Origin of the sequence: Saprospira sp. CCB-QB6 (genome assembly GCF_028464065.1) — a bacterium.
Taxonomy (GTDB): Bacteria; Bacteroidota; Bacteroidia; order Chitinophagales; family Saprospiraceae; genus Saprospira.
Genome location: NZ_CP116808.1, coordinates 3860789 through 3875059, shown reverse-complemented (window position 1 = coordinate 3875059; position 14271 = coordinate 3860789). Strand labels below are relative to the sequence as shown.

The following is a 14271-nucleotide window of genomic DNA, read 5'->3' as shown; positions in this document are numbered from 1 at the left end:
ATTTTATTTGTAATCGCTCGGCCATTTAAATTCTCTCTGCTAGAGTATGAGCCTACTAATAGTTACCATACCCTTTCGGATCATCCATAATATAAAAAGTTAATTTTTCATTTATTGCACAAGTGACAAACTCCTTGGAGAGAATAAACTGATTACAACCACTAAATAGATCAATACCTTTATCTAAGGTGATTGTATCATTTTTCAGCTGATAAGTCCCCTTGTAATGTTTATCCCCCAATAAACTAGATTCAATAATTCGAAAATGCTTGTCTTTATAAAAAGCTATATCGATACTCCCCATTACAGAATCACGATAAATGACAAGCTGAGGCAATGGGTTATTTATTTTATATAAAAAATCAAATCCATATCCACACAAACTAATTAAAATAGCACTAACAGCAGTTACTATATTAGCTTTTTGATGTAAAAACCTTATCAAGATTATCACTAAAGTAATCACTACCAATAAATGCCTTCCAAAAATGTTAATTAAGACTAAGGGAATAGGTATAAAACTCAATACAGTTCCAGATAACAACCTAATCGCTACATAGCCGAATAGAAACATTGTACTCCATAACATCAACTTGTTCTTCATCAAATATTTTATGTTTTATAAGTATTCTAAAAGTTATTTTCAATAACGAGCTGCACAAATTATTGATTGATCATCAAATTTCTGCTATTCTTTTGTCTATTTTTCCACGTGGAACATTTCTGTAGTCACCCTAGAAAAAGCTAACGGACTACAAAATAAAAGCTTTCCTTAAATTTATCCAAAATATTGACTAAGCCTCCTTTTTTGCGTATAATTGGCTATAAACTCATTTAAAAAAATATAGATGAAAAAACAGACAACAACTATTGGTCTAGACCATGCAGAAAGCCTACAATTAGCAGAAAAGCTAAACATATTACTCGCTAATTATCAACTACTCTACATAAACACCCGTGGTTTTCACTGGAATATCAAAGGCGATAATTTTTTTGAGCTACACGCAAAGTTTGAAGAAATTTATACCGACCTGCAAATCAAAATTGATGAAATTGCAGAACGTATTTTAACGCTTGGCCAACAACCCTTGCACGCCTATAGCCAATATCTCGATCAATCTTCTATCGATGAAATTACCAATGTAACTAATGGGAAAGAAGGCTTAGCCCATGTTCTTCGCGCTTTTTCAGTCATTATTGAACTACAACGCGAATTACTTGGCCTTTCTGATGAAGCCAATGACGAAGGAACCAATGCATTGATGAGCGACTATATTCGCGAGCAAGAAAAACTAGCTTGGATGTATAATGCTTATTTGGGCTAGTTCTAAATAGTTTTATATCTTAAGCGCTCTGGCTAAATTTGCCAGGGCGCTTTTTTTGCGCCCAAAATTTTGCTCACAAAAAAGAATCTTATGCAAAAAACAAGTTCTTTGGTCCAAAGAGACCAAGCTGTCGTTTGGCATCCTTTCACGCAAATGAAAACGGCCCAAGCGCCGATTGCCATTAGCAAAGGAAAGGGCGCTTTGCTCTGGGATGAAAACGGAAAAGAATATATTGACGCCATCGCTTCATGGTGGATGAATTTACATGGCCATAGCCACCCCAATTTTGCCGCAGCCCTAAAACAACAGGCCGAACAATTGGAACACGTTATTTTTGCCAATTTTACGCATGAACCCGCCGTGCAAATTGCCGAAAAAGTCTTGAGCAAACTCCCCGATAATCAAGAACGTTTCTTTTTTTCCGATAATGGCTCTACTGCCGTTGAGGTTGGTCTAAAAATGTGCTTTCAATATTGGCACAATATCGGCCAAGCCAAAACAAAAATTATTGCTTTTGAAGGCGCCTACCATGGCGACACCTTTGGCGCAATGTCCGTTGGCGGCCGCTCTGCTTTTTCAGCCCCCTTTACGCCCTATCTTTTTGATGTGCTTTTTGTAGAACCCCCTCTGCCCGGACAAGAAGCCGAAAGCTTAGCCAATTTTGAACAACTTTTAGATCAATATCAAGGTGAAATTGCCGGATTTATTTTCGAACCACTCATTCAAGGCTCTGCCGGCATGCGCATCTACGAAGCCCAAGCCCTTGACCCATTTTTGGCCCATTGTAAAGCCGAAAATATCCTCATTATCGCCGATGAAGTGATGGTTGGCTTTGGCAGAACGGGAAGCTGGTGGGCCAGCGACTTTTTAGCAGATGATCCCGATATTTTTTGTCTCTCCAAAGGCCTCACTGGCGGCACTATGGCTTTGGGCGCCACAACTTGCAGCGACAAAATTTTTCAAGCATTTTGGTCCGACGATAAATATAAAACCCTTTTTCACGGCCATAGCTGCACCGGCAACCCCCTAGCCTGCGCAGTCGCTTTAGCCAGCTTTGAACTAACCAATGATGAAAAAACTTGGGAACAAATTCGCTGGATCGAAAAACAACATCAGAAGTTTAGCCAACAAATTATTAGCCACCCAAAAGTGAGTAACCTCCGACAAAAAGGAGTCGTTTGGGCCTTTGATTTGCAAACTTCAGAGTCGACCTCTTACTTCAACAATATTCGCGATCAAATTTGGCAGTTTTTTATCCAAAAAGGCCTAATCTTACGCCCCCTAGGCAATACCATTTACGTTTTGCCCCCCTACTGCATTACCGAAGAACAAATGAATAGAGTTCATCAAGGTATTTTGGCCCTTTTAGACAGCTCTATTGGACAATAAACTTTTCTCCCAAGCATTTTTTCTGCTTGGGATTTTTTTTGATTTTTTGTGGGGCTGCCCCTCGCCCAAGGGCTCGGGTCGGGCTGTGCGGGGGCTCGCAATTCTGCTCGGCCCTGCGCTTTTTCGCTTTGCTCAAAAGCTTGGTCTGGCCTGCGGCCACCCCCTGCCATCCCTCAGCCGCTCAACTGTCTTTTTTCTTTTGGCCATTTTCTTCGGCCTCTTTTTTTAAAAAAAGCGAAGGCCCAAACACATATTGCGCTTGGGCCTTTTTTCATCCATTATAATTAGGGATTAAATGGCTCTATACTTGAGCTGTTGGATATCCATATTACCACCTAGATAAGCATATTGACAATGGAATTGGTCCTCGGCATCTAGCGTAGCTGCAGGGAGTTCGATTTCATCGCCTGTGTTTTGTTGTAGGACAATATGATCCGCATTTTTGATCCAACGGCCAGTGCCTTCAATGGGGCCATCAGCGGTGTGATAGAGAACGTCAAAGTTGCGGTTGTCATAGAATGTAATTTGTACGGGGACATAACCACCAAATCGGCCAGTAAAATCAGCTTGATTGAAATCGACTAAGTCAGTAATGACCATACCGCCTTTATCTACATCATACATTTCGGTGCTGAGGGCCTGCAATCGCCATACTTTTTTGCCATTTTGGTGCAGGTGGATAGATCTTAGTTCTGCCATGATATTGTTTTTTTTTGTTGAAAAAGTTGTTTTGATTATCTGTGCGTCTAGAGGCGGCGAAGCCGCCGGCTGAGGGATGGAAAGTGGTGCGGCGCAGCCGCAGACCCAGCAGCAGCTTGCTGCTGCGCAGGGCCGAGCAGACCTGCGAGCCACGACACAGCCCGACCCGCCCGATCATTCATGAGGGTTTCAACCCTCATTTTGTATCGCTTCGCAAAGCGATACCGCTTTGCGCTGGGTTTTAACTCAACGGAAGGGGCAGCCCCAAAATAAGCGCTACTAAAGGCTAGATATCGTCGAACTTTTTTTCTTTTTTGTAGAAAAGAATAGTCCTTTTGGGAAGAACTTCCTTTTTTAGATAAGTTCGGGGAATATCGTCTGGGGCGTACTAGTAAACAACCCTAAGTTCGGGAAAAAGATTCTATTTTCATATCTATTTATTTAAATACAGCAACAATCAGCCCCTAAACAATTGATTATCAAACTGTATTTTCATTCATCAATTTAGAAAAAATGATAAAACATTATTTTGGACTAGCCTTTTTGTTGCTAGTAGCAGCGCCCAACTCGCTTTGGGCCCAAAAAAAGGACATTCAACTGGAAGAAATTTGGCGGAACTATCAATTTTTTTCGCAATCGGCTCAGGGTTTTAATTTTATGCAAGATGGGCAACATTACAGCCAGTTAGACGGCAATAAGATTCGGGAGTTTGATTTGAAAACGGGCCAAGAAAGCCAAGTTCTTTTCACCGCAGAAAATGGCTTTGATATTTCGGGCTATAGTTTTGGACCAAAAGAGGAAAAGATTTTATTGGAAACCGAGCCGGCCAAAATTTACCGTTATTCTTATAGTGCCAATTACTTTGTGTATGAGCGCAAGAGCAAGAAATTGGAGGCCCTTTCGGAAGCTGGAAAGCAGCGTTACGCTAGCTTTAACCCGCAGGCGGACAAGGTAGCTTTTGTTCGAGACAACAACCTATTTTACAAAGATTTGCAAACGGGCGAGGAATTACAATTGACCACAGATGGGGCTCAAAATAAGATTATCAATGGGGCCACAGATTGGGTTTATGAGGAAGAATTTGCCATTGACAAAGCCTTCTTTTGGTCACCTGACGGGAGCAAAATTGCCTTTCTTCGCTTTGATGAATCAGCCGTAAAAGAATTTGGAATGACCTATTATTTGGGTAATCTCTATCCAAATCCCGTTAGCTTTAAGTACCCCAAAGCGGGAGAAAAAAATGCTCTTGTAACGGTACATCTCTATGATTTGAAGACCAAAAAGCTCCGTCAATTGGAAGTAGGAGGAGAAGCGGATCAATACATTCCGCGTTTGCTTTGGACACCTAATAATGAGCTTTGCATCTATCGGATGAATCGCCATCAGAATCAATTGGACCTCTTTTTATTGGCTGCTGATGCAGCAGCGCCCCAATTATTGATGTCTAAAGAAAATAAATACTTCATTGACATTGAAGATCATTTGGTCTTCTTAAAAGATGGACGCTTTGTTTGGTCGGATGAAACCGATGGTTACCGTCATTTTTACCTCTATGACAAGGGGGGCAAAGTGATTCAGCAGTTGACCAAAGGCAAATGGGACATCACTGATTTTTATGGTCTAGACGAAGAGAATGAGCGGCTTTATTTTCAGGCTGCTGCTGAGAAATCGACTGAAAGAGAGGTTTATTGGGTCAGCTTAAAGGGCAAGAAAATGAAGAAGTTGAGCAAAGCTTCGGGCAGCAATAGCGCAGAGTTTAGTCCTACTTTTGCCTTTTATATCAACAAGCATTCGGACATCAATACGCCGCCTAGCTTTACGGTTTATCAGACCAAAAACAACAAACAGTTGCGTGTAATTGAGGACAATGCGGCGCTCAAAAAGCGTTTGGAAAACTACAATTTGGGCAAAACGGAATATTTCTCTTTCAAAAATCCCGAAGGCCTTACCCTCAATGGTTGGAGAGTATTGCCTCCCAACTTTGATCCCCAAAAAAAGTATCCCGTATTCATGTATGTCTATGGCGGTCCTTCTGCTCCCACGGCCACCAATGCTTGGAAAGATGGCAACAATATGTGGTTTCAGTTGCTTGCCCAAAAGGGCTACATTGTAGTTTCTGTAGACAATCGCGGTACAGAACCCAGAGGAGAGGCCTTTAGAAAAGCGACCTATTTGCAGTTGGGTAAATATGAGGCAATGGACCAAATTGCGGCCGCCAACTATTTGGCTAGCTTAGATTATGTAGATGGTGATCGCATTGGCATCTTTGGCTGGAGCTTTGGCGGCTATCTTTCTTCGCTTTGCTTGGCCAAGGGAAACAAAATCTTCAAAATGGCCATTGCTGTGGCTCCAGTAACCAACTGGAAATGGTACGACAGCATTTATACCGAGCGCTATATGCGCACGCCCAAAGAAAACAATGAGGGCTATGAGCAAAACTCGCCCATCAACTTTGTAGAAAATATTGAAGGCGCTTACTTATTGGTGCATGGCTTTGCCGACGATAATGTACACTTTCAGCATGCAGCCGAAATGTCTTCAGAGTTGATTAACAACAATATTCCCTTCGATCAGCAATTTTATCCCAATAAAAACCATGGGATTTATGGCGGCTATACCCGTCTCCATCTCTACAACAAAATGACAAAATTCATTTTGGAAGAGCTCTAGAAATTGAGGGTACAAAAAAGAGCCACTAGCGATAAGCTAGTGGCTCTTTTCATTTCTACCTACTAATAGAAACTAGAGTTTAGTTTCCACAATGGCTAATACAGCCGTTTCAGCGGCTTGCATTTTATCAATCATTAGCGCTCCTTCTTGTAGGCAATCGCTAACGATACTATCGTTTTCCATACCTTTGCTGTTAATCTTTACATTGAGGTAAGCGCCACGGAGAGCAGCTCTAGCGCAAAGCATTCCAACTCCCACATCACTAATTGAATTGGGGTTTCCCTCCTTGGCCATTTCCTCCAAAAGCGGCAAAGTAGCTATACAGGCTTTCATCACTTGAAAAGGCACCAAAATCGCTTGGCGGGTGGCTTCGGCAATTGCTTCTTTGCGGGCTGCTTTTTCGGCCTCGCTACCTTTAGGCAAGCGGAAAGCCGCCATAATTCCATTAAAGGCATCGGTATCTTTATCGACTAGATCAACCAGTTCTCGCTCTAGGACCTGAGCTCTTTCAGCCCAATCACTAAAGTATTCCCAGCGATCATCCCAGCCTCTTTTGTGGCTAGACAAATTGGCCACCATACCGCCTAAAGCAGCACCTAAAGCACCTACATAGGCAGAAATAGAGCCACCACCTGGGGCTGGACTTTCTGAAGAGGTTTCTGCAGCAAAATCCGATAAACTCATCTGAATCAATGGCTGCTGGCTAGCATCCTTCAATTGATATTCAATAATGCGCTCATTGGGATCAAAGGGAGAGAGCTCATCTAAGCCCATAGTTTTGACCGCAATCTTAATCAATTCTTGTTCTGAAACGCCAACAGAACGCTGCTGTTGACGGAGGAAATAACGACCAGCATCTAGCATCACTTTAAGTGGCACTAAACCAACTAGCTCAGAACCCGTCACGCGCATTCCTCTTTTGGTTGCTGACTTACAGCTTTCCTCAAAAACAATATGCAAGGGACTTTGTGCAATATTTGTAATGTTCATCGACACCTGAGCCACCCCATATTCTTCAATAAACCAACCAATTCCTTTTACCCCCTTACAAGCACCAGGAATTCGGACCGGCTGCCCATTCTCATCCAATACTTTTTTGCCCGTAATGGGATCTCCCTCTCGCTTAACGCGGCCCCCTTCTCGAATATCAAAGGCAACAGAGTTAGCTCGACGAACTGAGGTTGTATTTAGGTTGATATTATAAGCAATCAAGAAATCACGAGCGCCAATAGCCATAACTCCTGCTTCTTTATGCAAAGCTTTGGGACCATAATCAGGCGTAAACTCTGGCGTAGCCAATTTATCGGCCATCGCCTCATATTCTCCAGAGCGAATATTGGCCAAATTCTTCCATTTAGCCTGACTCGCTGAATGCTCATACAAAAAGACGGGAATATTCAACTCCTGCCCCACTCTTTCGCCTAACTTTTGGCTATAAGCAACGGCTTCTTCTACAGAAACGCCCGAAATGGGAATGAGTGGACAAACATCGGTGGCCCCCATACGAGGGTGCTCTCCCTTATGTTTGCTCATATCAATGAGCTCACTGGCTTTTTTAATCCCCTGAAAAGCTCCTTCAATCACCGCTTCGGGTTCACCAACAAAAGTAACCACCGTGCGGTTGGTCGCCTTTCCAGGGTCCACATTAAGCAATTTTACACCTTCTACGGCCGCAATAGCAGCAGTGATTTCGGCAATAACTTCGGGGCGGCGGCCTTCACTAAAGTTGGGCACGCATTCGATGAGACGCTTAGACATAAGTTGTTAATTAGCTGTTGTTTTGACCTAAACTGGTCCAAATGAGTGGCCTTCTAAAACAAAAGAGCCACCTCTTTTTTAATCGCAGAAAGCGCATGTAAATGCCCTTCTTGCGGAGTTTCTTCGAGGTAAACGAGCAGTACTTCTACATACTTCTGAGCAGGCAATTGCTTCCCCTCAGCCACAGCATCTAATTGCTGTTGTACGCTTTGCAAAATCATTTTTGCCTCTTTTTTGGCCAACAAAATAATCTGCCAAAGCTCCTCAGACATATACATTTGCTGAGTCACATTATGCGAAAACTCTTCCTCTAATGCAATTTGTAGCTGTGCACTATAAGCCTTAGCCGATAGTTCATCAGGATCAAAACGCTGCAAAATATCGATAATATCAAGGCGGTTACAATAGAGCGAAAGGCGCTCATAAGCATGTAAACGCAGGGGCAAAGTCGTTTCTTTATTGGCTTTTTGTAGCTCAATTTTACGGCGCTCGCCCTCAATTTTTCTAAACTCAGCTTCTTTGAGCAAAAAGCTGTGCATCGCCTCTCTTTGGTTCTTCAAAAAGTTGTTGACCAAAAATAAGGTGGCCACAAATAGCAACAGGGCTGGCAAAGTGATTTGGATAATGTCTACCCACATAATGTTGATGAGATTTTGATTTTAGGCGCCTAATATAAGCAGCTTGTTCTGATTTCCAAAGTTTATGAATTCGCTTTAATCCTATTTTTTTGGGGCCCGCGGCCGCCCTCCAATTTGGGGCGGCCGCCGCTATGCTTCGCAGCTCGCAGGTCTGCTCGGCCCTGCGCGGGCTTCGCCCGCTGGGTCTGGCCTGCGGCCACTGCTGCGCAGCGCTGGGCCAACGGCTTTTTGGTCTCTCGGCCTCAGTGCTTACTTAATCCTGCACACAACGACAGGGCAAAAGCAAATCATCAAAAGGTTTTTGTGTTACACTAACTTTCTGCTCATTAAAATCAAAATAGACAAATTTGTGACTTTTTTTCATTGTCGGATGTTCAGTGTTAGTCCAAAAAGCAGTTTGTTGTCCCTGCGCCATAAATAAGCCCCCATTTTTTGGGCTTCCCCAACCAATTGGCTGAACAGGAAAGCCAAAACCACTTCCTTCTTTAATTTTTAGAAAGACAGAAGAAGGTGTTCCTTCAATCTTAGGCTTTTGTCCAGTAAGTACTTCATGATAATAGCCTCCAGCTTTTTTGAGTAAAAACTCCCACTCTTGAACAGAAGGTAAATGCCAACCATCCGGACAAGCGTTTCGGGCACCAGCCAAGGTATAGAGCAATCCTTTTGATTTTTCACTTTCTTTTTTTCCATAAGGTTGTCCTTCTGCCTGCTCAAAGCGGAGATTTTCGGCCATCCAAACATTGCCACCAACTTTTACTGTTTTGTAGCTTTGTCCATCTCGGTTATCGGTAAAACTGCCACTACTATTGGCTGTTTTACAAGATGATAGCAAGCCTAGGGCTAACAAGCAAGATAAGAAACACTTAGTCATAATTACTCAATTTTTATTGTGCTCGAAGGCACTATGATATAAATACGTTTTGTCTTTTAGGTCCTACAGGCGGCTTCGCCGCCGCAGGCCTAGGGACTTGTAAGGGGGGCCGCAGGCCCGACCGAGCTGCTTTAGCAGCGAAGGGCCGAGCAGACCTGCGAGCCCTGGCACAGCCCGACCTGCCCTTTGGGCAGGGCAGCCCCAAAAAAGGAATATATGGAAAGTCCAAATAAAAAAATGCCTCCTCGTAAAAACAAAGAGACATTTTAGTTTCGTTAAGCGTCTTTCAGACTAGAAGTCTTCTGATTTGTACTTATCTGGAAGATTACCTTTTTTGTCTAACCAGTTAGGTAGTGCGTAATTATAGCCTTTTCCTTGTCCTTCGCGAAGAGGGAATTTAGAGATTTTTTTCTCCTGATTGCTTAGGCGGTGTAATGCTCTAGAGATTAGGCGACGTACTTCTCCTGCATCGGGGAAGCCCATATCTTCTTCTACATTAGCTTTGATACCCAACTCATAGATTTCGCGGCTACTCAATGTTTTTTGTCCTTCTTCTAGCTTACTGAGAATAAACTTAGGCCATGGGCTATTCCGTGTATATGGGCGTTTGCGAGGTTGTTCTGCAGGAGCTTGAGTAACCACACGCTCGCCATTATACATATAACCAACAGGAATAAAAGCACTGTTTACAGGTTGTACCTGAGGCGCTCCATTTAGTTCAACAGCCTGATCGCCATTCAAAACAGCATGTAGCTGTCCGATAGCAGATTGTACTTGTTGTAGCTGGAAAAAGAGTTGACGTTGTTGCGCATCATACTGCATGAGCAGTTGCTTAGCATCTTCTTCTTTCAAATTAGAGAAATCCATAAAATAAAGTTTTTAAGTTAAGTTAGTTGATCTTTAAAGAGAGCTAAATTCTTTGCAACAAGTTGGAGGACTTGTGACAGCCTTAGCTCCCTATAAGCACGAATATAAAACTTATTTCTTTTTAAAAAAAGGAATAACATAACCTTATTAAAATAAATTTTTCATAGTCATTGGTAGCTTCAAAAGAAGTCCTGCACAATTCTTTAAGCTGCAAGCTCTTTTAACTAAAAAAATAAAGCGCAAAACCCTTAATTAGCAAAAGTTAATTTTCATCTTCCTGTAGCACCAAAAAAGAAGAGATTGACATCTCTAAAAAGACACAACATTATTTGATTGAGGCATTTTGTTAAACTAAGTCAGTAGTGTTCTCCTACTGCTTTTAAATTCTTAACTAAATGTTTTGTTTTCGTTTATTCACGCCTTCGGGCCAAGAGGTTTTATTATCCTTGCTTTTGCTCTCTCTCTGTTTGGCTATTTATGTTTTTTGGCGTAAGCAACAAAAGGACTTTGATTTACGAACGTCTAAGGCCCCAAAATTATTAGGCTTAAGTGCGGCCTTGGCTGCTGTTGCTATTGTTTTCAGTTGGACCAATATTCATTCGGCTACAGTGGTTGCTGATCGTTTTGGCAGTTGGGGTAGCCAATTTGACGAAGAGATGGTTCCCCTGGCAAGCACTCCTGTGTTTAGTATTCCACCTCCCAAAGTAGCTTCTGAGGTCATTAAAATTAGTGATTTGGCTATTCCTGAATTACCCATTGATCCAGTAGAAGCGCCAATCAATGCCCCTATAGGGGAAAAAGGCCCAACGGGGCCAGCTAGAGGGGAAAAAGGTATTTTGCCAGCACCTCCACCGCCGCCGCCAGCACCTACACGAAGAGAGCAGCCAGAAATTAAGCTGGAAAAAGAATATGATTTTGCAGAAGAAATGCCTTATTTGCTGAGTGATAAATGTCCAAGTTCTGGAGATTATCTCAGCCAGAAAAACTGTGCGGACCAACAACTTTTAAACGAATTGGCCAAGTACACCCAATATCCTAGCCTGGCTAGCCAAGAAAACTTAGAAGCTACTGTTTATTTTCAATTTACGATTACTCCTGAGGGCAAAATGAGTAATCTCAAACTCCTTCGACTCCAAGGAGAGCCCAATAAAGGATTTGAACAGGCTGCACGCAAAAGCCTAGAGCGTTTAGCACAAAAATTTAGTTGGCGAGCAGGCCATCAAGCAGGGAGAAAAGTAGCTGTGCGCATGGTTGTCCCGATCAAATTTAAGTTGAACAACTAAATTTATTCATAACGCAAGGATTCGATTGGGTCTAAGCTTGCTGCTTTTAGGGCAGGATAAATTCCAGAAGCCAAGCCCACTAGAAAACAGAGCGCAAAGGCTAAGCCCATCCAGGCCCAAGGGATTAAGAACTGCCCCCCCATAGCCAAAGTCACTACATTTCCCATCATAATACCTAGAAAAATGCCTAGAATTCCGCCTATTTGACAAATAACCAAAGCCTCTATTAAAAACTGTTGTAGAATGCTGGTTTTGGTGGCTCCCAAAGATTTGGCAATACCAATCTCTCGGGTTCGTTCGGTCACCGAGACCAACATAATATTCATCAGGCCAATAGCCGCCCCTAAAAGGGTGACCAAACCAATAAAGATAGCCGCTATTTGAATGCTAGCGGTATTTTCATCTAAAACGTCCAATAATCCATCGCTTTTCTCCAGTTCAAAGTTATTTTCTTTGCCTAATGGAACTTGCCGAACAGCTCGCATAATGCCCTCAGCCTCTCCCATGGCCAATTCCATTTGCTGAGCATCTTGCACCGCTACCGATAAGTTATAGGAATTCGTCTGCGAACCTAAATATTTACGCAAGCTCATTAAAGGCATTAAAACAATTCTGTCTCCTGAAAAGCTCATACTGGAGCCTTTTTCTTGTAAAATCCCCACTACGGTATAACTTATATTTCGCAAGCTAATCTGCTGGCCTAAAATCCGCTCTTGACTCTGCTTAGGGAAAAGTTGCTCCGCAATGCCCTTTCCTAAAATGACTAAGTTGCGCCCAAACTCTACCTCTGTTTTGGTAAAATTTCGCCCTCGAGCAATCTCGTAGCCTGCTACTGATAGATAGTTTTCATCTATACCATAAACTGTGGTATTGGGGTTGGTCTCTTCTGGTCCACGCTTAATTACGCCAATGGTTGTTCCTAAAGCAGAAACCGAAACCTTGGCCGGAAAGGCATACTGCTGCTTAAAAGCAATAGCTTGCTGAAAACTAATGGACTCCCCTCGCTTTTGCCGACGACCACGGCGTCCGCCCTGAATCCCCGTTCCAGAAGGGATAATATTGAAGGTATTGGCCCCCATATTGGCAAAATTGTCCGACATAGAGGCCTTTATGCTGTCTATAGACGTCAAAATGCCCACCAATGCCATAATTCCAATGGCAATGATGAGCAAGGTGAGAAATGTTCGTATAAAATTGGCTTGTATAGCAGAAAAAGCCATACTAATAGATTCCTGAATGCGCATAAGCGGGGATGTTTTCCTCAAATTAAGCGCTTTCAAAGGCTTTTCCAAGCTGTTTCGACCAAAAGGCTATTCCTTCAGATTTTTAGCCCACTGAATACGCCAAGTAGCTCGAAAATCACCAACTTTGTAATTCTGCGCTTTATCTTCTGGATAAAGCGCTCTCAGCTTTTTCAGATCGGTCTCTGCTATATCCTGCCCTGGCTTTCCATGGCATTTTAAACAGCTAGCATTGGGGATCATGATGGGCTGATAGTATATATAGTGGGTCTCGTTTTCAAAAATTTGGCTATTGAGGTCCTTTCCCTCTTTTTTGGCCTGTTCATAAGCTGCCAAAATCTGCGCCTCAAAATCATTTTCTGGAGCATCTTTTGGGTTCCGATAACGGGCGGATCGCCTAGCGATTTCCACCCCCATTTCTTCCCCCAATTTAGCTTTTAAGCCTAAAGCTTCCAAATTGCAATAGGATAAAGCCCCTGCCACTCCTTTTTGGGTCATGGCGTTTTTTACCGTTTTCAGCAAAGTCTGTTGGGCCTTTAAGGCTGCCTCAGCCCCCTTATTTTTTAGGTCTTGCGCCTCTTCCCCCTCATAGACCCATGCTGCTTTTGTTGGAGTGCTACAATAGGCTAGCAGTAAGGAAGCACTAAAAAGTAGGCCTGCTATTTTTAGTTTTTTCATCTATTTTGCCTTAAGCCTTCAATTCCAAGATAAAACGGACCTCTGGATCAAAAGCATAAAAGGTCTCTTTAATATCAATTTGAAGCAATACTTCAAATTTCAAATTTGCTTTCAAGGCCTCTTCTACACTGTTGATCTCCCATTTTTTAAGCGCCTCCGCCAAATCAAATTCAAAGCTTAATGGATAATGCAATTGCTCTCCTTTTTCAATGGCTAAGGGGAAATGCAAATTCTCTGGAGCTGTTTTACTGGCCAGTTTATCGGCCAAAACAAGTTCTTCTACGCATTCATCGAAACCAGAGCGCTGCACCCGAACCGTCTGCCGAATGTCTATAATATCCAAACGATGCCCCGCCTGCAGAACATAGGGAAAAGCATATTGCTTGGTTTGATATGGGAGCTCCAAATTGGGCCGCTCATTATTCACTTTTAGTCCTGTAAAACCTACAAAGTCCTTAATTTTAGATAGAAAGCTCATCGTTTTTTAGATTTATTGGCTTAGCGAAAAGCAGATTTTTTCTGCCTGTTGTTTCTATTCCAAAGTTAAGCTTTATTGCTTCTATTTCTAGGTGATTCTACTTACAGAGACATTTTTTTATTCTTATTTTTTTGGGGCCTGCGGCCTGCGGCCGCCGGGCCTTTTCAGGGCTCGCAGGTCTGCTCGGCCCTTCGCTGCTAAAGCAGCTCGGTCGGGCCTGCGGCCCCCCTTACAAGTCCCTAGGCCTGCGGCGGCGAAGCCGCCTGCTAGCTGTGGCTGCAGCTTAAAACCTGCAGCCATACAACAGTTGATATTGCTTCGCAATGATTGATGAATGAGGGTTGAAACCCTCATGAATTGAACTTTTCATCCAG

At 42.8% G+C, this 14271-nt stretch carries 14 protein-coding genes; 5 read left to right on the top strand and 9 right to left on the bottom strand.

Features of this window, described 5'->3' with window-relative positions; genetic code table 11:
• Positions 1–55: 55 nt before the first annotated feature.
• Positions 56–607 carry a hypothetical protein gene (locus PPO43_RS14860; protein ID WP_272619208.1) on the bottom strand — a complete coding sequence of 184 codons (552 nt, stop codon included), beginning with the start codon at positions 605–607 and terminating at the stop codon, positions 56–58.
• A 241-nt stretch (positions 608–848) separates the two neighbouring features.
• Here PPO43_RS14860 and PPO43_RS14855 point away from each other — a divergent pair, with 241 nt between their 5' ends.
• From PPO43_RS14855 to PPO43_RS14845, 3 genes are all read left to right on the top strand, one after another.
• A complete protein-coding gene (locus tag PPO43_RS14855) occupies positions 849–1325 on the top strand; it encodes a Dps family protein (RefSeq protein ID WP_272619206.1) in 477 nt (158 codons plus the stop codon).
• A gap of 90 nt (positions 1326–1415) precedes the next feature.
• Complete coding sequence (gene bioA / locus PPO43_RS14850) at positions 1416–2714, top strand: adenosylmethionine--8-amino-7-oxononanoate transaminase (RefSeq protein WP_272619204.1); 1299 nt, start codon at positions 1416–1418, stop codon at positions 2712–2714.
• Complete coding sequence (locus PPO43_RS14845) at positions 2704–2943, top strand: hypothetical protein (protein ID WP_272619202.1); 240 nt, start codon at positions 2704–2706, stop codon at positions 2941–2943. The genes bioA and PPO43_RS14845 overlap by 11 nt, the downstream gene beginning before the upstream one ends.
• A 62-nt stretch (positions 2944–3005) precedes the next feature.
• Here PPO43_RS14845 and PPO43_RS14840 read toward each other — a convergent pair whose 3' ends face one another.
• On the bottom strand, positions 3006–3413 hold the full coding sequence (locus PPO43_RS14840) for a hypothetical protein (protein WP_272619200.1): 408 nt from the start codon (positions 3411–3413) through the stop codon (positions 3006–3008).
• 513 nt (positions 3414–3926) lie between these two features.
• Between PPO43_RS14840 and PPO43_RS14835 the strand changes: the two genes are divergently transcribed.
• On the top strand, positions 3927–6083 hold the full coding sequence (locus tag PPO43_RS14835; RefSeq protein ID WP_272619198.1) for a S9 family peptidase: 2157 nt from the start codon (positions 3927–3929) through the stop codon (positions 6081–6083).
• Between the two features lie 72 nt (positions 6084–6155).
• On the opposite strand, the gene ftcD is transcribed toward PPO43_RS14835, so the two are convergent.
• The 4 genes from ftcD to PPO43_RS14815 form a co-directional block, all read right to left on the bottom strand.
• A complete protein-coding gene (gene ftcD, locus PPO43_RS14830; RefSeq protein WP_272619196.1) occupies positions 6156–7841 on the bottom strand; it encodes a glutamate formimidoyltransferase in 1686 nt (561 codons plus the stop codon).
• A gap of 53 nt (positions 7842–7894) precedes the next feature.
• A complete protein-coding gene (locus tag PPO43_RS14825; RefSeq protein ID WP_272619194.1) occupies positions 7895–8479 on the bottom strand; it encodes a DUF7935 family protein in 585 nt (194 codons plus the stop codon).
• A 253-nt stretch (positions 8480–8732) separates the two neighbouring features.
• Positions 8733–9350: an FISUMP domain-containing protein gene (locus PPO43_RS14820; RefSeq protein ID WP_272619192.1), complete on the bottom strand. Its 618-nt coding sequence runs from the start codon at positions 9348–9350 to the stop codon at positions 8733–8735.
• A gap of 291 nt (positions 9351–9641) precedes the next feature.
• Positions 9642–10217 carry a hypothetical protein gene (locus PPO43_RS14815; RefSeq protein ID WP_272619190.1) on the bottom strand — a complete coding sequence of 192 codons (576 nt, stop codon included), beginning with the start codon at positions 10215–10217 and terminating at the stop codon, positions 9642–9644.
• 395 nt (positions 10218–10612) lie between these two features.
• Between PPO43_RS14815 and PPO43_RS14810 the strand changes: the two genes are divergently transcribed.
• A complete protein-coding gene (locus tag PPO43_RS14810; RefSeq protein WP_272619188.1) occupies positions 10613–11500 on the top strand; it encodes an energy transducer TonB in 888 nt (295 codons plus the stop codon).
• A gap of 2 nt (positions 11501–11502) precedes the next feature.
• Here PPO43_RS14810 and PPO43_RS14805 read toward each other — a convergent pair whose 3' ends face one another.
• The 3 genes from PPO43_RS14805 to PPO43_RS14795 form a co-directional block, all read right to left on the bottom strand.
• Positions 11503–12744 (bottom strand): ABC transporter permease, encoded by a 1242-nt coding sequence (locus PPO43_RS14805; RefSeq protein WP_272619186.1) that lies wholly within the window; start codon positions 12742–12744, stop codon positions 11503–11505.
• A 66-nt stretch (positions 12745–12810) separates the two neighbouring features.
• On the bottom strand, positions 12811–13419 hold the full coding sequence (locus tag PPO43_RS14800) for a Tll0287-like domain-containing protein (protein ID WP_272619184.1): 609 nt from the start codon (positions 13417–13419) through the stop codon (positions 12811–12813).
• Between the two features lie 10 nt (positions 13420–13429).
• Positions 13430–13897: a hypothetical protein gene (locus PPO43_RS14795; protein ID WP_272619182.1), complete on the bottom strand. Its 468-nt coding sequence runs from the start codon at positions 13895–13897 to the stop codon at positions 13430–13432.
• Positions 13898–14271: the final 374 nt, after the last annotated feature.